Below are 18,392 nucleotides of genomic sequence, written 5' to 3'. Positions count from 1 at the left end.
TCGGTTTTTCAAAGACCTTGAAAGGGATGAGCCTTAATCCGCAACACTACTGGGTACCGCTCCCACGTTTGATCGGCGTCGCGTCAACTGACCTGCTGCGCAAACACCTCGCGAAACCGCGCCATATCCTGCTTGTCTCCCACCGTCACCCGTACCCACTGCGGCCAGCTTTTAAACACCCGGCCGATCAGCACACCGTGTGCCGCCAGCTTCTCGATCACCTGCTCCGCCGGCTGTTTCACGTCGATCATGAAACAGTTGGCCTGTGACGCCGTGCAGGTGAAACCACGCCCCTTCAACCAAGCCACAGTTTCATCACGCAGTTGGCTGTTCAGTGCCTTGCGTTGCGGCAGCAGTTTCACGTCTTGCAGGCTGGCAAGGCCACCCAGCAACGTGCTGCCTGCCGGCACGTTGTCACCGCCAAACACGGCCAGCCGCTCCAGCAGCGCCGGATGACCGATTGCCAGGCCCAGGCGCGCACCGGCCATGCCGTAGATTTTCGAGAAGGTGCGCAGCACCAGCAGGTCGTCGTGGTCCTTGACCCAACTGACCACGCTGGGAACATCGGCAAAGTCGATATAGGCCTCGTCCACCACCAGCACGCTGCCTTTGGGTTTGTTTGCCAAGGCCTGGCGGATGGCATCAGTGGACGTGACAGTGCCTGTAGGGTTGTTGGGGTTGCACAGATAGAGCATGCCAGCCTGGGGATCGGCGGCGAGCATGCCCGGGATGTCGTGGGCGTGGTCGGCGTTGAGGCTGACTTCCTTCACCGAGGCCCTGTTCGACTCAGCGGCCTGGCGTGGCACTTCGTAGGAAGGTGTGGGCATCACCAGTCCGCGGGTTTCGCTGGTGAATGCCAGCACTGCATAGCGCAGGGCAGCCATGGAGCCGGCAAATACCGCCACCTGTTCTTCTGCAATCCCCTGCTGTTGGGCAAACAGCCCGGCCAGGGCGTACATGTGTTTATAGGGATAACGCCCGGCTGTTGCGATTCCCTTCTGCATGGCTTCTCGGGCAGCCCGTGATGGCCCATAGGGGCTTTCGTTGTAGTTGAGCAGCACCTTGTCAGGCTTGGTCGGCGGCGGGCTGGCAACCGCCCAATCGAGGCGCCCCAGCAGAGGCAGGGCTGCGCCCAGGGCGAGAAGGGAGCGACGACTTACGCTGACCATAGGGCTACTCCTTGTAGGCGGGTGATGGATTCGCACAGCACGTACTGAGGGGTATGACGATAAACGCAGCCGGGGATTTAAACCCCGCCCAAGAAAAAGCCCCGCGCTTCTCTCGAAGGCGGGGCTTTTTCACTGCGGGACCACTCAGTGAGCGTAGGTCAGCAGCAGCTCTTTCGGTACTTGGAAATCCAGGGACATCATCACGCTCAGCGCGGTGATGGTGAAGATCGAGAACACGAACAGCTTGCGTGCCCAGACGGTGTCATCCACCGCCTTGTAGCCGGTCCAGGCCATGTACAACCAGTACATGCCCATGGCGGCAGCGACGGCGAGGTAGCTCATGCCGGCGTAGCCACTGAAGGTCAACATCAAGGTCGCCACAAGGAAGGCCAGGATGTACAGCAGGATGTGTTTCTTGGCGACCTGGATACCACGTTTCACCGGCAGGACCGGAATCGAGGCAGCCAGGTAGTCATTGAAGCGGAAAATCGCAATGGCGTAGGAATGCGGCATCTGCCACAGGCTGAACATCACCAGTAGCGTCAGCGCGGCCATGTCGAAGCTATTGGTTACAGCCACATAACCAATCACCGGCGGCATCGCCCCCGACAGACTGCCCACCAGCGTGCCGTGAACCGACTTGCGCTTGAGGTACAGGCTGTAGAGGCCGACGTAGATGACAAAACCGATCACGGCAAACAGCGCCGCCAGCGGGTTGGCCACCTTGTACAACAACGCCACACCGGCAACACCCAGGACGGTCGCGTAGATCAGTGCCAGTTTCAGGGAGATGAGGCCCTGGACCAGCACGCGATTCTTGGTGCGCTCCATCTTGATATCGATGTCACGGTCGATGCAGTTGTTGAACACACATCCGGAAGCTACCACCAGGGACGTACCGATCATTGCAGCCAGGAAGATGGCCAGATCGACATGTCCCTTGGAGGCCAGGAAGAAACCGCCCGCCACAGAAAGCACGTTACCGAAAATGATCCCCGGTTTGGTGATTTGGATAAAGTGCTTAAGCGACATCGGGTCTTACCTCACTTCGCCATCATGAACGTATGGATGCTGAACATGATCCATATCGACAGGCCAACCAGCAGTACGATTACGATCCCTGCGAACACGAACGCAACCACGTTGTCGCGCTGCTCCTTGGAACGGTCCAGGTGCAGGAAGTACACCAGGTGCACCAGAACCTGAATCACCGCGAATGCCAGCACGATCATCAAGGTGATCGACTTCGGCAGGGTCGGGTACATCACCAGACCGAACGGGATGAGCGTCAGGATTACCGACAGGATGAAGCCGATGGCGTACGACTTGACGCTGCCGTGGCTTGCATCATGGCTGTCATGGTCATGGGAGTGTGCATTAGCCATTACAGAGTCCCCATCAGGTAAACAACGGTGAAGACGCAGATCCAGACCACGTCCAGGAAGTGCCAGAACAGGCTCAGGCAGGTCAGGCGAGTCTTGTTGGTGTTGGTCAGGCCGTGCTTATTGACCTGATACATCATCACCGCCATCCACAGCAGGCCGGCAGACACGTGCAGACCGTGGGTGCCTACCAGCGTGAAGAACGCGGACAGGAAGCCGGAACGGTGCGGGCCGTAGCCTTCGGAGATCAGCAGGTGGAACTCGTTGATCTCCATGCCGATGAAGCCCAGGCCGAACAGGAAGGTCAGGGCCAACCAGCTCAGTACGCCTTTCTTGTTGCCCTTGTAGAAGGCCAACATGGCGAAGCCGTAGGTGATCGAACTGAACAACAGCAAGGCGGTTTCGCCGAGCACGTAAGGCAGTTCGAAGATGTCGTGGCCCGACGGGCCACCCGCTACGTTGTTTACCAGTACCGCGTACACCGCGAAGATCGACGCAAACAAGATGCAGTCGGTCATCAGGTAGAGCCAGAAACCGAAAACGGTCATCGGCCCCGAGTCGTGGTGATGGTCATCGTGCCCATGGTCATCGACATGGGCGTGTCCAGCATTGGTCACTAAGTTCGACATGGTTTAAGCCTGTTCCAACGAGGTTTCAACACGGTTGGCCGGGATCTTCTTCTCGGCTACCAGGCGAGCGTGCTGCTCGGCTTCGATGCGCTCGATCGTCTCGACCGGCACCATGTAGCCTTGATCATCACGGGCAGCGTGAATGATGAAGTAACCGATAGTGCCCACCAGGCTCACGATTGCCAGCCACCAGATGTGCCAGATCATCGCGAAACCGAACACGGTCAACAGCGCGCCCATCACCACGCCAGTGGCGGTGTTGTTTGGCATGTGGATCGGTTCATAGTGCTTCGGACGCTGGTACGCAGTACCGTCTTCCTTGGCTTCGGTGAACGCATCAATGGTGTTCGCGGTAGGGATCACGGCGAAGTTGTAGAACGGCGGTGGCGACGAAGTCGACCATTCCAGGGTGTGGCCATTCCATGGGTCGCCGGATTCGCAAGCGTTCTGCTTACGGTCACGGATACTCACGTACAGCTGGATCAGCTGGCAGGCGATACCCACAGCGATCATCACCGCACCGAACATGGCGACGTACAGGTACGGCACCCACTCAGGGTTGGTAGTGGCGTTCAGACGACGGGTCATGCCCATGAAGCCCAGAGCATAGAGCGGCATGAACGCGACGAAGAAGCCCGAGATCCAGAACCAGAATGCAGCCTTGCCCCAACCTTCGTGCAGCTTGAAGCCGAACGCTTTCGGGAAGTAGAAACTGAAACCAGCGATGTAACCGAATACCGCACCACCGATGATCACGTTGTGGAAGTGAGCGATCACGAACAGGCTGTTGTGCAGGACGAAGTCAGCACCCGGGATGGCCAGCAGTACGCCGGTCATGCCGCCGATGGCGAAGGTCACCATGAAGCCCAGGGTCCACAGAACCTGGCTGGTGATACGCAGACGGCCATGGTAGATGGTGAACAGCCAGTTGAATAGCTTCACCCCCGTCGGGATGGAAATCAGCATCGTCGCCAGACCGAAGAAGGCGTTGACGCTGGCACCCGAACCCATGGTGAAGAAGTGGTGCAGCCAAACCATGAAGCCCAGTACAGAGATCGCGCCCGATGCGTAGACCATCGAGTGGTGACCGAACAGGCGCTTGCCGGTAAAGGTCGAGATCACTTCAGAGAAGATACCGAACGCTGGCAGGATCAGGATGTACACCTCAGGGTGACCCCATGCCCAGAACAGGTTCACGTACATCATTGGATTGCCACCAAGTTCGTTGGTGAAAATGTGGAAATCCAGGTAACGGTCAAGCGACAGCAGCGCCATGGTAGCGGCCAGGATCGGGAACGAAGCCACGATCAGGACGTTGGCCCAGGTGCAGGTCCAGGTGAAGATCGGCATGTCCATCAGTTTCATGCCAGGGGCGCGCATTTTCAGGACGGTGGCCAGGAAGTTGACCCCCGTCAATGTCGTCCCGAGCCCTGATAACTGTAGCGCCCAGATGTAGTAGTCCACACCCACGCCAGGGCTGTACTGGATACCCGACAATGGCGGATACGCAACCCAACCGGTCTTGGCGAATTCGCCGACGCCCAGGGATACGTTGATCAGTACAACACCGGAAACCAGCAGCCAGAAGCTCAGGGAGTTCAGGAACGGGTAGGCAACGTCACGGGCACCGATCTGCAGCGGCAAGGCAAGGTTCATCAGGCCGGTGAAGAATGGCATCGCCATGAAGATGATCATGATCACACCGTGGGCGGTGAAGATCTGGTCATAGTGTTCAGGTGGCAGGTAGCCAGGCGAACCCTCGGTGGCCATGGCCAACTGGGTACGCATCATGATGGCGTCGGCAAAACCACGCAGCAGCATGACCATGGCAACGATGACGTACATGACACCGATTTTCTTGTGGTCGACGGACGTCAGCCACTCGGTCCACAGGTAGGTCCACTTCTTGAAATAAGTGATTGCTGCAAACAGTGCCAGACCACCCAGCGCGATCATGGCGATGGTCACCATCACGATCGGCTCGTGGAACGGGACCGCATCCCAACTTAATTTACCAAACATCGTTTACTCCTCTGCCCCAGCAGTTGAATGCGAGCCCGTGTCAGAACCTTCAACCACGGCCACTTCTTTCTTCTCGTGCTTGACCGGCTTGCCTGGCTTCATACCTTCGTACTTGTCGACGATTTTCTGAAACAGGTTCGGCTCATACGTGGAGTACAGGGCGACTGGGTTGTTCTGGCTTGGTTTGGTCAGGGCATCGTATTCAGCTTGATCAAGCTGTTTAGGTGCGGCCTTGACTTCGGCTACCCAGGCGTTGAAATCTTCCTGGCTCGTCGAGATCGCTTTGAATTTCATGCCGGTGAAGCCAGCGCCGCTGTAGTTCGCGGAGATGCCTTCCATTTCAGCTTTTTCGTTGGCGATCAGGTGCAGGCGGGTCTGCATGCCTGCCATCGCGTAGATCTGGCCACCCAGGGCTGGGATGAAGAACGAGTTCATCACGGCGTCGGAGGTGATCCGGAAATTGAGCGGGGTGTGCTCGGGGAACTTGATCTCGTTGACCGTGGCGATACCCAGGTCCGGGTAGATGAACAGCCACTTCCAGTCCAGCGCGACCACTTCGATGTTGATCGGCTTGACGTCGGACTCCAGCGGACGGTACGGGTCCAGCTCGTGGGTCGACTTATAGGTGATGTAACCCAGGGCGATGATGATGAGGATCGGGACCAACCACACCGCGATTTCGATCTTGGTGGAGTGCGACCACTTCGGCGCGTAGGTCGCGCTGGTGTTCGACGCGCGGTATTTCCAGGCGAAGGCGAAGGTCATGATGATCACAGGGACCACGACCAGCAGCATCAGCAGGGTGGCGGTGATGATCAGGTTTCGTTGATCCAGACCGATCTGTCCTTTCGGGTCCATCAAGGTCCACTTGCAGCCTCCCAGCATTAACATCATGCCAAGCAGCGGCAAAAAGCCTAGTAATCGGGGGTACCTGTTTTTACTCATCTCACGACCTCTAAAGCAGCTTGCGCAATGCAGTTGGGTTTTGATCGCCAACACTTCACCCTGCCAAGGGTTGGCATTTCTCTTCGATTGAATAAGAGCCTGCCCATCACGTCATAAGGGAACGTTTCACGGACCTGCGGTGAGTTCTTATTCGATTTCGTGGTTAAAGGCCTTGTTACAGACCAATTCCATTTGGTGCGGATAGTTGAAAGGCTGCCGGAACCTTGGGGTCGCACAGAGCCATCCATCTGCCCTTCGACCGCTCCGGTGCTCAAATATTGAACAGCACCGGACATTCAGTGCGGGCGATTGTAGTTAGCTAGCGATGTATAAACCATGTCTTATAAAGAAATAATTTTTATCGATTACAGCAATAATCCTTCACCATTATTGCAACGGTTCGCGATCTTATCGCGTTCGATTCTCAACAAAAACCACAAAAAATGCCGTGTTATAGGGCAGCCTGCCGCACCCCTTACCGCGTGTAAGGGGCTGCCAAACCGATGCAACCCCCCATAAAACAAGGCATTCGGACATCACCGAATCCCTGGCGCGGCGCGAGGTGCGCGGCCTTCCCGGCGCCCCGAACTGACAGCACATCTTGGCGGTTTTATGCAAATTTAAGCGGGGGTTTGGCGGGTCAGAAACGTCCTGCGGCGGCTTCCGTGTGACAACATGTCGCACACTGCGCGCAGCCAAAATTGTCCGGCGTCACGTTCCGTTCACAAATCCCCACACGCAAAAACGCCCCGGCCTTCATGAATAAGCGCCGGGGCGTTTGAGTGAATGATTCAGGCTTTGCGCTGGCGATTGCGATAGATGCCCAGCGGCACCAGGATCACGGTCAGCACGAAGGCCACCAATGCCCATTGCGCCAGGGAAAGCCCCAGTACGGGTGGGTACGGTGTGCTGCAGAAGCCATCGACCTGGAAGCCCAGAGGGAACACCTTGGCCAGCGGCAGGTCATCGACGATCGGTTGCAGCACATCGATGCCGCAGCTGACCTGAGGGAAGAACTGGGTGTACACGTGATGACCGGCGGCAGCGACACCGCCAAGGGCGCTGAGCACCACCAGGCCCTCGAACAGCGTGATCGCACCTTTTTTACGCATGGCCGCGCCGATGAACGCGAAGATCGCGATCAACAGCAAGGCATAGCGCTGCAGGATGCACAACGGGCATGGCGCCTCGCCGAGTACCACCTGCATGTACAACGCACCGCCGATCAGCGCCAGGCAGATGATGCCCAGCAACACCAGAAAGCGCCGCTCCCTGCCTAAACGCAATTCGTCACTCATCCCCGTATCCCTTTGTTTGGTTGTGCCAATGGCCGCAAGTTTACACACAGGCCACCGTTTAAACAGAGGGGGGTTAACAGCGGATTAATCCAGAGAAATAGACCGCTGTATGTGGGAGGGGGCTTGCCCCCGATAGCAGTGGATCAGCCAGCTTATGTGCAACCGACCTACCGCTATCGGGGGCAAGCCCCCTCCCACACCTTTGACCGCCTTATTCCAGGGCAGCAGCCGGGCCAAAGAATTCGTAGCGGCTTTGCTGCTCGGGTACACCCAGGGCCTTGAGGTGGCGCTTGATCGCGGCCATGAAGCCCTTAGGCCCGAGGAAGTAGGCGTCCAGGTCGCGCTGCTCGGGCAGCCAGGCGGCCAGTTGTTCCTGGCTGAGCAAGCCCACCTTGTCCGCCGCCGGGCTTACGCCATCGTCTTCGGTGTAGCAGTAGAAGCGCTTGAGCTGCGGGTGCTTCGCCGCCAGGGCGTCCACCCAGTCACGGAACGCATGGACGCCGCCGTTACGTGCGCAGTGGATGAAGTGCACCGGGCGCTCGGTGGCCAGGGCGGCTTCGAGCATCGGCAGGGTGGGCGTGATCCCGACCCCGCCGCTGATCAGCACCAGCGGTTTGTCGCTGACCGCCAGGGTGAACTCGCCCGACGGGGTGAACAGGTCGATGGTCGCACCGACATGCAGCTGGTCGTGCAGGTAGTTGGACACCCGGCCACCGGCTTCGCGCTTGACGCTGATGCGATACATACCGCTATCGGTCAACGCCGACAGGGAGTAGTTGCGGCGCACTTCCTCACCGTCGAGCACCAGCTTCATGCCGATGTACTGGCCCGGCGCAGCGGCGAGGATCGGACCGTTGTCCACAGGAGCGAAATAGAAGGAGATGATCTCGTCGCTCTCGACCACGCGCTTGACCACAATAAACGGCCGCGCCCCACGCCAGCCACCGGGCGCCTGGGCCTTCTCGTCGTAGATCACCGCTTCAGCGCCGATCAGGATATCCGCCAATTGGCCGTAGGCCGCACCCCAGGCACTCATGACCTCAGGGGTCGCAATCTCACTGCCCAGCACTTCGGAAATCGCCCGCAACAGGCAGGCACCGACGATCGGGTAATGCTCCGGCAGGATCTGCAGGGCCACGTGCTTGTTGATGATCTTGGCTACCAGGTCGCCCAACTGGTCGAGCTGATCAATGTGTCGCGCATACATCAACACGCCATTGGCCAGGGCACGGGGCTGGTCACCGCTGGCCTGGTGGGCCTGGTTGAACAGCGGGCGAACTTCCGGGTACTCGGACAGCATCATGCGGTAGAAATGGGTGATCAGCGCTTCACCGCCGCTTTCCAGCAGGGGCACGGTGGATTTGACGATGGCACGGTCTTGGGCACTAAGCATGGGAGCCTCCTGGGCTTCTTTACTGATTGCCTTTACCTACTCAGTATTCGTGCCAACTAATAAACCGTTAATTTTCAATAACTTAATTAATGTGTAGTCAGTATGACTTCCTACACCTTATAGTCATTAGGACTACAAGGAGTCATTATGACTGCGCAATCGCTGCTCACCACCCTGCTGCCCCTGGTCGCCGACCTGTCCCGCGAACTGCCCGAAGGCGAGCGTTACCGCCGCCTGCTGCAAGCCATGCGCGCCCTGCTGCCCTGCGATGCCGCCGCGCTGTTGCGCCTGGACGGCGAGTGGCTGGTGCCGCTGGCGGTGGACGGGCTCAGCGCCGACACCCTGGGTCGACGCTTCAAGGTCAGCGAGCACCCGCGCTTTGCCGTGCTGCTCAGCAGCCCCGGCCCCACGCGCTTTGACAGCGACAGCGAATTACCCGACCCCTACGACGGCCTGGTCGAGGGTCTGCACGGGCACCTGGAAGTACACGATTGCATGGGTTGCCCGCTGTTCGTCGACGACCAGCCCTGGGGCCTGCTGACCCTGGACGCCCTCGACACCGAGCGTTTCGAACGCGTGGAACTGGACGCCCTGCAGGCGTTCGCCAGTCTCGCCGCCGCCACCGTGAACGTCGCCGAACGCATCGAACGCCTGACCCTGCGCGCCGAAATCTACCGCGAGGCCAGCGGCCAGCAGCACAAGGAAATGATCGGCCAGAGCAAACCCCACAAACGCCTGGTGGAAGAGATCAAGCTGGTGGGCGGCAGTGACCTCACCGTGCTGATCACCGGTGAAACCGGCGTGGGCAAAGAACTGGTGGCCCAGGCCATCCACGCCGCTTCGCCCCGCGCCGACAAACCGCTGATCAGCCTCAACTGCGCCGCCCTGCCGGAAACCCTGGTGGAGAGCGAGTTGTTCGGCCACGTACGCGGCGCCTTTACCGGCGCGTTGAACGAACGTCGCGGCAAGTTCGAACTGGCCAACGGCGGCACACTGTTCCTGGATGAAGTGGGCGAACTGTCACTGACCGTACAGGCCAAGCTGCTGCGCGTATTGCAAAGCGGCCAGCTGCAACGCCTGGGCTCGGACAAGGAACACCAGGTGGACGTGCGCCTGATCGCCGCCACCAACCGCGACCTCGCCGACGAGGTGCGCAACGGCCGCTACCGCGCCGACTTCTACCACCGCCTCAGTGTGTACCCGCTGCAGGTCCCGGCGCTGCGTGAGCGCGGACGCGATGTGTTGCTGCTGGCCGGTTTCTTCCTGGAGCAGAACCGCTCGCGCATGGGCCTGGGCAGCCTGCGCCTGACCAGCGATGCCCAGGCGGCACTGTTGGCCTATAACTGGCCGGGCAATGTGCGGGAGCTGGAACATTTGATCGGACGCAGCGCGCTGAAAGCACTGGGTAACTGTCGCGAGCGTCCGAAGATTCTCAGCCTGAATGCACAGGACCTGGACCTGCCCGATGTCAGCGCAGCGCTGGTCGAAGAACCCGCCGAGGCGGTCGCCCTGGTGACCGGCGACCTGCGCCAGGCCACCGAGCAGTATCAGCGCCAGGTCATCAGCGCCTGCCTGGAACGCCACCAGCACAACTGGGCCAGCGCCGCCCGCGAACTGAGCCTGGACCGTGCCAACCTCGGGCGGATGGCCAAGCGCCTGGGCCTCAAATAACCCAGGCACCTCCCACATTTTTAGATTGCCTTTGCCTTGAAGGCCGGGCTCGCTGGCTTGGGCTTACGAAACACCAGCACATTGCCCAGCATCACCAGCACCAACCCCGCCAACGCCGGTGCGGTCCACTGATACCCCTCGGCAAACGCCGACACATTCAGCGCCACCACCGGGAACAGCACGGTGCAATAGGCCGCACGCTCCGGCCCCATGCGCCCGACCAGCGTCAGGTACGCGGTAAAGCCGATCACCGAACCTGGAATCACCAGGTACCCCAGCGCGCCGATATACCGCGCGCTCCAGTCCATCTCGAAGGGAATCCCGCGCACCGCGCAGTAAGTCGCCAGCATTGCCGATCCATAAGCCATGCCCCACGCATTGGTGGTCAGCGGCTTGAGCCCGGCCTTCTGTTGCAGGCTCGAGAGCATATTGCCGGCCGAGAAACACATGGTCCCCAGCAACGCCAACCCCAGGCCAAGCAAGGTCTGCGGGCTGGCGGTGTGCCCCACCAGCTCCGGCCAGAACAACAGGCCCAACCCTGCCAGCCCCAGGCCGCCACCCATCAATACATTGCGCGCCACCCGCTGGCCGAAAAACACCCGGGCATTCAGCGCGTTCCACAGCGTGGCCGTGGAAAACACCACCGCCACCAAGCCGCTGGGGATCCATTGGCTGGCCGTGAGGAAGCACATGAAGTTCACGCAAAACAGGCACAGCCCCTGGGCCAGGCAGATCAGGTGCCCGCGCCGGTTCATCACCTGCAACCTGCGGCTCACCAGCAACAGTGCAAACAACACCAGTGCTGCCAGGCCGAAGCGATAGACGATGGACACAGGAATCGCCACCACGCCCAACTGCCATTTGAGGGCGATCCAGGTGGTGCCCCAGATCAGCACGGTGAGTAAATACAGGAAAAGATTCATAGCGGGCTCCATCGGTTGAGCCACAGTGTGGCCCCCAGCCTGGGATGCGCTCTTGCACAATCTTGCGCTTTTGTCGGCCAATGGGATCACAGCAACCAGCGCGCGGAGTAGGATGCAAGGCGTCAGAGAGTACGAACCATGCCAGACCTGGAATCCCTGCAAGTCTTCCAAGCGCTTAACCGCTCGCCCAACGCACGCCTCGAAGCCTGCGCCGAGCTCGGTGACGGCTTGTCTGCAGCGCTATGGAGCAACCATCACGACGCGCAGGACTACCAGGCCCCCAGCCATCACACGTTGTCCTGCTACATCGGCGGCGGCACCGGCACCTTTCGACGCGACCAACCCGGCACCAAGGGCGGCCCCGACAAACTGTGCATCCTGCCCGCCGAACACCAGTCGGCCTGGGTGATCAACGGCGAAATCCGCCTGGCCCATGTGTATTTCAGCCCGGAGCAATTCGCACTCGGTTGCGTCACCCTGCTCGACCGCGAACCGCGCGCCCTGCAATTGCGCGAAAGCACCTTTCTGGAGGACGCCGGCCAGGCGCGACGCTTTCATCAGTTGATAGCGCTGAACTGGCACGAACCCGCCGAGCGCCTGCTGACTAGCAGCCTGGCCCATGAAATGCTCAGCCACACGCTGCTCAGCCAAGTGGGCGCACGCGACGGGCTGCGCCTTAAAGGCGGGCTGGCGGCGTACCAGCGGCGGCTGTTGGTGGAGTACATCGACCAGCACCTGGAAGACCCGATCAGCCTAGGCCAACTGGCCGGCCTGTGCGCACTCTCGGAATACCATTTCGCGCGGATGTTCCGCCAAAGCTTCGGCCTGCCGCCCCATCAGTACCTGCTGGCGCGCCGCCTGACCCGCGCCCAGGCGCTGCTGCGCAGCGGCGCGCTGCCCTTGGGTGAAATCGCGTTGATGTGTGGCTTTTCCAGCGCCAGCCACTTCACCCATCGCTTCCGCCAGGCCATGGGCGCCACGCCCGGCGAATACCGCCAAGCCTTCAGCGCCTAGGTCATCAACCCCAGGGTCTTGGCCTTGGCCACTGCTTGCGTACGCCGTTCCACCCCCAGCTTGCTGTGGATGCGCCGCGCATGGGTCTTGACGGTGTGCAGGGAGATAAACAGGCGATCGGCGATTTCCAGGTTGGAGTTGCCCAGGGCGATCAACTGCAGCACTTCCAGCTCGCGCTGGCTCAAGGGATTCTCTGCCGCGCCCGACACGGCCGCCTGAGGTTCCATGCCCAACTCACTGAGCACCCCCGGCGAGCGCAATCGCAGTTCGCGAATCGCTTGCTGTACCTGGCAACGCGCCGCCAGCTCCAGCCCGGTTTGCAGCGAGCGACGCGCCAGGGCCGAGTCGCCCATTTGCCAAGCCACCTCCCCCAGCACCAGGTGCAGTTCGGTTTCCAGGCAGAGCATGCCGTGTTGATGGGTTGCCTCCAGCAAAGCCGTCAGCCGTGCCACCGGTTGCTCGGCGCAGCCCAGCTTCACTTCCGCCAGCACCAGCAGGTATTCCAGGCGCGGGATCAGTTCCAGGGTGGCCGGCGGCGCCTGTTTGGCCTGGGGACCACGAAAGTGGCGAAGCACACGACGCACCGCTTCCACCGTCAATTCGGCGCGCCCCTGCTGCAACCAGAAATGCCCACTGACCAACAGCAACACTGCGCGGTACACCGTGTCGGGGACCTGGCGCTGTTGCATCAAGCGTTCGGCCTCGCGCAGTTGCACAAAGGCCTCGGCGTAGTCGCCACGGTTGGCGGCCAGCAGGGCCAGGCCGAGAAATCCATAAAGCACGCGCTTGTCCTGGCTGTGCAGGCACATCTGCATGCCGCTCTCGAAGCACTCGGCAGCCAGACTGTCCTGGCCCTGACGCAACGCCAGGTGCCCACGGCGCAGGGCGATGCGCCCCACCAATGGCCCGGCTTTCAGACGTTGCTTGAGCAACATCGCCTGCACACTCTCCAGCAGGCTCTGCGCCCGATACGGGGCGCCGCGCTGCTCCAGCAACTGCGCGTGATCCAGTTCAAGCAACGCCTCAAGCAGCAACGACCCATGGGCGCGGGCCAGGCACAACGCTTCGCGGCTCAGCGCCTGGGCTACGTCCAGTTCGCCGCGCAGCAGTGCTTGCTGAGTGAGGCCCGACAGGCACATCAGCCGCGACGTCCAGGCGCTGTCGGGCAAGGCTTGCAGCGCTTCGAGGAAATGCGCGCGGGAGCGTTCGGCATCGCCGCCCAAGTGCAGCAGCCAGCCCCACTGTGCCTGCCAGCGCGCCAGCAGGTAGCGTTGTTGCGCCGCCGTCGGTTGCGGCGCGAACCGTGCCAACTGGTCGATACATTGCGCGGCCTGGTCGAAGCGCCCGGCGAACAGCAACGCCGCCGTCACCAGCCCCACCAGTTGCGCCGAGCCGAGCATCAACTCTTCACCATGCTCTTCATGCAAACGCAGCAGCAATACGGCGTTCTGCTGGCGGAACAGGTCTTCGAAACTGAAATGCTGCAACAGGCTGACTGCCACCTCGTACTCTTCGGCCAGCAGCGCGTGCTCGAACGCGGCCTGCCAGTCCTGTTCGGCGGTGAACCATTGGCAGGCACGCCGATGCCAGGAACGCTTGGCCGGCCAGGGGTCATCGCGTATCAGCTGGGCAAGCGGCGGGAAAACCTGCAACCACTCGGTATCTTCCCAAGGCTGGATAAAGGCGCCGAGCGCCTGCAACTCGCGCAGGTAGTGGTCACCGTCGCCAAAGCCGAACAAGTGCTCGCACAATCCCGAATTAAAGCGTGGCATGTGGGCCAGCACGCGCCAGGCTTCGGTCAGCTCGGGCGGCAAGGTGCTGAACAGTTCGTGCTGCAAATAATCGAGCAAGGTTTTCTGCGGATGGCCGTCCCCCAGCAACGCAATACGCACGCCGGCGCACCAGCCGGCGCTGAACTGCCACACGACGTCCGCTGACGGCCCCAGCGGGAGCAGTTGCTGGATTTCTTCAAGGGTGAACGCCAAGTCGGCGCCCCCCTCCAGCAATTCATCGTCGAGCAACAGGCGCGGCCAGTTGCAGGCTGGACGGCGCCGCGCGCCCAGCCACCAGGTCAGCGAGGGGCTGCTCGCCGTGAGCAGGCGGTCGAGCAAGGCATCGGTTTCGGGGGTGGGCAATCGGCAGAAATCATCGAGGAACACCCAGGCCGATGTTGGCCAGCGGCCAAGATCCGACAGCAGCGTGGCTTCGTCAGTGAACGCCAAGCCGAGGTTTTGCGCCAGGCGCCGGCAAAGGTCGAGGGGGCTCAGGGCGACACCATTGAGCGGCAACCAGTACACCTGGCATCCCGCTGGCGCCTGCAACGCACATTCGGCCAGCAACGCACTCTTGCCGCTGCCGCCGGGGGCGCACAGCAACTTGACCCTGACCGGCGCTGCCAGCAGAGGCCCGGCCAGGCGTGGGCGCAACAGATGGTGGGCGGACAGCCGAGGCATGAATCCAGGACGGTCCAGGCAGCGTGTCATGGCGGTCATTGCTGCATCCTGCGTTCTTATTGTTATGCAACGTGGCGTCTACCCTAGTCCTGTGGCGGGCAGTAGTTGAAGAAGTATTCAGCGGGGTGATTGGCGGGCATAAAAAAGCCGGGAGCCCGAAGGGTCCCGGCCAGGTCAGAGGGTGATCAGCGAACGCCTTCGGCCCTCAGCGCAGCCGGGGTGTAATCCGCCGCCTTGGCATTGAAGCCGAACACGAAGCTGCTCTTCTCCTCGTTCTTCATGCCCAGCGCGATGTAGCGCCCGGCGATGATGTCGTACAGGGTTTCCACGGTGTAGGCCGGGGTCTGGTGGTCGTAGTAGAACTGCGCATGGCCTTCGGCGACCCGCCACAGTTGGCCACGGCCGTCATAGTGATCCACCAGCGCCACCTGCCAGCTGTCTTCGTCGATGTACATGTGGCGCTTGGCGTAGATGTGCCGCTCACTCGGCTTGACCGTGCCCACCACTTCCCACACGCGGTGCAACTCATAGCGGGTCAGGTCCTGGTTGATGTGACCGGCCTTGATGATGTCGTCGTACTTGAGCGTTGGCTGGTCCAGCTTGTAGCTGTTGTAAGGGATGTACATCTCCTTCTTGCCCACCAGCTTCCAGTCGTAGCGGTCCGGCGCGCCGGAGAACATGTCGAAGTTGTCCGAAGTACGCAGGCCATCGGAGGCGGTGCCCGGTCCGTCGTACGCCACTTGCGGCGCCCGGCGCACACGACGCTGCCCGGCGTTGTAGATCCACGCCAGGCGCGGTTCCTTCACCTGGTCGAGGGTTTCATGCACCAGCAGCACGTTGCCCGCCAGGCGCGCTGGTGCCGTCACCGACTGTTTGAAGAAGGTCAGTACGTTGGCCGCTTTGGCCGGGTCCATGTCGGGGATCAGTTGCGGCACCGCTACTTCTTCCTCAAAGCGGATCGGCGTGTAGCTCCCATTGGTCTGCGGGGTGGCCTGGGTGATGATGCGGCGCAGGTTGCCGCCGTGGTAACGGGTGATGTGGTTCCACAGCACCTCCACGCCATTCTTGGGAATCGGGAACGCGTAGTAGCGGTTGCCGGTGAACCCTTCGAGGCCGTTGCCATCGTTGATCGGCTTGACGTTCAACGCGCTGCGCTTGATCGATTCATAGATCTCCGGCGGCAGGTTGACGGTGCGGTGGGTCGGGTACACCGGGATCTTATAGGTCTCGGGGTAGCGCTTGAACATGGCCACCTGGCCGTCGGAAAGTTTGTCCTTGTACTTGTCGACGGTGGCCGCGGTGATCACGAACAGCGGTTTTTCACTGGCGAACGGGTCAGCCAGGAAGCCCTTGCTGTCCACGGCTCCGGCGTTTTTCGGGATGCCTCCAGTCCAGGCAGGGATCGAGCCATCGGCGTTGCCGGCTTTCTCGGCGCCCACCGGGGTCAACGTAGTGCCGAGCTTGGCCGCCTCTTCCGGGGAGACCGCGGCCATCACGTTGACGGCCAACAGGCTGAGGGCCATTACCGCAATTATCTTACGCATAGAGTGTTGTCCTTCCTTAAGCCAGATCAGAAGTTCGCGCCGAAGCTGAGGGCGATGAAGTCGCGGTCGGTGAGGGTGTTGTAGTCGCCGCCGAAAAAGTCGGTGTAGCTGAGGCTGGCGGTATAAGTGCTGCGGTAATCCGCATCCACGCCGACGCTGATGGCCTTGGCGCCCTTGTTGAACAGGCCGTTGGGGCCGTAGCCGGCCACGTCATGGGACCAGGACAGGTTGGGCTTGAGGTTCACCCCGGCAATCGCGTTGTTGTAGTCGAGGATCGCCCGCGCGCGGTACCCCCAGGAGTTGGCCGTGACAAAACCGTCGGTGTCACCCTGGAAACCGTAGGCGCCATACACCGAGTCGCGGCCATAACGCAGCTTGGATTTGTCCTCCAACCCGCCAACGTGCACGTAGGCCGCTTCGCCGACCAGGGTCAGGCGTTCAGCGCCCAGTACCTGGTCGAAGAATTGGGTCATGGTGCTTTGGATCTGGGTGATTTCCTTGCGGCGGTAACCTTTGTTGTCGTCACCGAAGTTGCTGCGGATCGGCGAGGCCAGTTGCCCGGCGACCGGGTTGATCAGGGCCAGGGTCAGGTCGGTGGTGTTGAGTTGCACCGGGGCATTGGGGCGATAGCTGATCTCGCCGGTCCACGCCGTGCCGGTGGGCAATGTGGTGGAGAAACTCGCACCAAACAGGCGGATATCTTCCGGGTAGTCCAGGTAGTACTGGCCACGGCCAAGCATCAGGCTCTGGACCAGACCTGCGCCGGAGCCGGGCGCGATGCCATTGGCTGCACCGGCGATCGCACCGAGCCGGGCCAGGCTCGTATTGTTGGTGATGGTGCCCACGGTCGGGGTGCGGCTGTGGTAGTTCATGAAATACAAGCCGTATTCGGTGTCATCCCCCAACCAACGCAACGCCGTACCGAATTGACCACTGTCACGCGCGTCGCGATCCTGCGCACGCTGCACGATCACCCCTTCACGAGTCACTTGAAAGCCTTGCCCAAACGCGGCGGCGACAGGCTGCAACGGCGCAATCGCCGGGTTGCCCACCGTGTAGTTGCCATTACAGCCATGGGCCGCCACATCCCCACCAAAGAATGTGCCGCAGTTATCCAGCACGGTGTTTTCCCAGTTCAGCTGGTAGAAGCCTTCCACGGTGAGTTGGTTGGTCAGGCTCTGGGAGGCGAACAGCATGTTCACCGGGATCAGCCCTTCCTTGATCTCTGCGCCCGGGCGGCGGAAGGCCGAAACGTCGATGGGGTTGATGCTGTTGATCGAGTTACCGATAAAGGTGCTCTCGCCCCAGCTGACCACTTGCTTACCGAGGCGCACGTTGCCCGGTTGGTCGCCAATCGAATAGTTGTGATACACGAAGGCATCGAGCAATTCATAGCCGGATGAACGCGCGCCCTCGTCACGATGGTGATTGCTGATCTGCTTGAACTCGCGGTCTTCGTCCTGCAACTCGAAGTCGTACCAGTACTTGCCGCGCACGAAGACGCCGCTGTCACCGTACTTGAGCTCCAGGTCGTGAATGCCCTTGAAGATCTTGGAGAAGGTCTCGCCCTTCTTGAAGTTCAGGCGCCCGTCATCCCCGGTAGACGCCTGGCCAGTACCGCCGTTGACGGTGCCTACCAGTTTTTTGTCGGCGTCGCGCATGCCCCAACTCGCGCCCACCGACAGCGAGGAATCGAATTGCCCTTCGATCTCGCCAATGTTGAACGAAACAGCCTGTGCCTGGGCACAGCACCCCAACGCAACCGCAGCGGCCAGCGCCTGTGGCCTGAAGATGGCGCGCATTGTTGTTCTTGTCATGCGTCTTCCCCGGTGAGTGACAGAAGGCCCCACCCTACTGCCGCGTCTCAGGAGCGATAAGCGCACCAAGGAGGGATTCGTGTTGTCGCTCGAAAGGATGACAAGGCGCTCTGGCCGGGGTCTGGCCGGGGG

14 protein-coding genes are annotated in these 18,392 nt (G+C 61.0%); 2 read left to right on the top strand and 12 right to left on the bottom strand.

Annotated features, from left to right (window positions below):
- Positions 1–83 precede the first annotated feature (83 nt).
- The 8 genes from ptaA to hmpA all read right to left on the bottom strand — a co-directional run bounded on the left by ptaA (position 84) and on the right by hmpA (position 8,838).
- Positions 84–1,169: a pyoverdine biosynthesis transaminase PtaA gene (gene ptaA, locus NL123_RS05255; protein ID WP_248484335.1), complete on the bottom strand. Its 1,086-nt coding sequence runs from the start codon at positions 1,167–1,169 to the stop codon at positions 84–86.
- A 144-nt stretch (positions 1,170–1,313) separates the two neighbouring features.
- Entirely contained in the window at positions 1,314–2,201 is an 888-nt protein-coding gene (gene cyoE, locus NL123_RS05250; RefSeq protein WP_003194050.1) for a heme o synthase, read from the bottom strand.
- Positions 2,202–2,212: 11 nt separating this feature from the next.
- A complete protein-coding gene (gene cyoD / locus NL123_RS05245; RefSeq protein ID WP_016979640.1) occupies positions 2,213–2,554 on the bottom strand; it encodes a cytochrome o ubiquinol oxidase subunit IV in 342 nt (113 codons plus the stop codon).
- Positions 2,554–3,180: a cytochrome o ubiquinol oxidase subunit III gene (locus tag NL123_RS05240; RefSeq protein WP_058426759.1), complete on the bottom strand. Its 627-nt coding sequence runs from the start codon at positions 3,178–3,180 to the stop codon at positions 2,554–2,556. Before NL123_RS05240 ends, cyoD begins: the two co-directional genes overlap by 1 nt.
- Before the next feature lie 3 nt (positions 3,181–3,183).
- Complete coding sequence (gene cyoB, locus NL123_RS05235) at positions 3,184–5,202, bottom strand: cytochrome o ubiquinol oxidase subunit I (protein WP_071489204.1); 2,019 nt, start codon at positions 5,200–5,202, stop codon at positions 3,184–3,186.
- Between the two features lie 3 nt (positions 5,203–5,205).
- A complete protein-coding gene (gene cyoA, locus NL123_RS05230) occupies positions 5,206–6,147 on the bottom strand; it encodes a ubiquinol oxidase subunit II (RefSeq protein ID WP_058426761.1) in 942 nt (313 codons plus the stop codon).
- A gap of 791 nt (positions 6,148–6,938) precedes the next feature.
- Entirely contained in the window at positions 6,939–7,445 is a 507-nt protein-coding gene (locus tag NL123_RS05225; protein ID WP_058426762.1) for a disulfide bond formation protein B, read from the bottom strand.
- A gap of 211 nt (positions 7,446–7,656) precedes the next feature.
- Complete coding sequence (gene hmpA, locus NL123_RS05220; protein ID WP_494357349.1) at positions 7,657–8,838, bottom strand: NO-inducible flavohemoprotein; 1,182 nt, start codon at positions 8,836–8,838, stop codon at positions 7,657–7,659.
- 147 nt (positions 8,839–8,985) lie between these two features.
- Here hmpA and norR point away from each other — a divergent pair, with 147 nt between their 5' ends.
- Positions 8,986–10,509, top strand: coding sequence for a nitric oxide reductase transcriptional regulator NorR (gene norR, locus NL123_RS05215; RefSeq protein WP_248484339.1), 1,524 nt, complete (start codon positions 8,986–8,988; stop codon positions 10,507–10,509).
- A gap of 20 nt (positions 10,510–10,529) precedes the next feature.
- Here norR and NL123_RS05210 read toward each other — a convergent pair whose 3' ends face one another.
- Positions 10,530–11,432 carry a DMT family transporter gene (locus NL123_RS05210; RefSeq protein WP_494357348.1) on the bottom strand — a complete coding sequence of 301 codons (903 nt, stop codon included), beginning with the start codon at positions 11,430–11,432 and terminating at the stop codon, positions 10,530–10,532.
- Positions 11,433–11,570: 138 nt separating this feature from the next.
- Between NL123_RS05210 and NL123_RS05205 the strand changes: the two genes are divergently transcribed.
- Positions 11,571–12,446, top strand: coding sequence for a helix-turn-helix domain-containing protein (locus tag NL123_RS05205; protein WP_494357347.1), 876 nt, complete (start codon positions 11,571–11,573; stop codon positions 12,444–12,446).
- On the opposite strand, the gene NL123_RS05200 is transcribed toward NL123_RS05205, so the two are convergent.
- The 3 genes from NL123_RS05200 to NL123_RS05190 all read right to left on the bottom strand — a co-directional run bounded on the left by NL123_RS05200 (position 12,443) and on the right by NL123_RS05190 (position 18,260).
- Entirely contained in the window at positions 12,443–14,938 is a 2,496-nt protein-coding gene (locus NL123_RS05200) for a LuxR C-terminal-related transcriptional regulator (RefSeq protein ID WP_494357346.1), read from the bottom strand. The genes NL123_RS05205 and NL123_RS05200 overlap by 4 nt on opposite strands.
- Positions 14,939–15,084: 146 nt before the next feature.
- Positions 15,085–16,443 (bottom strand): DUF1329 domain-containing protein, encoded by a 1,359-nt coding sequence (locus NL123_RS05195; RefSeq protein WP_248484348.1) that lies wholly within the window; start codon positions 16,441–16,443, stop codon positions 15,085–15,087.
- A gap of 26 nt (positions 16,444–16,469) precedes the next feature.
- Complete coding sequence (locus NL123_RS05190; RefSeq protein ID WP_248484351.1) at positions 16,470–18,260, bottom strand: DUF1302 domain-containing protein; 1,791 nt, start codon at positions 18,258–18,260, stop codon at positions 16,470–16,472.
- Positions 18,261–18,392 lie beyond the last annotated feature (132 nt).

It is taken from the genome of Pseudomonas sp. FBCC-B1565 (assembly GCF_059133265.1).
The sequence above is the reverse complement of the archived record's forward strand: the minus strand, read 5'-3'. Positions and strand labels throughout refer to the sequence as shown.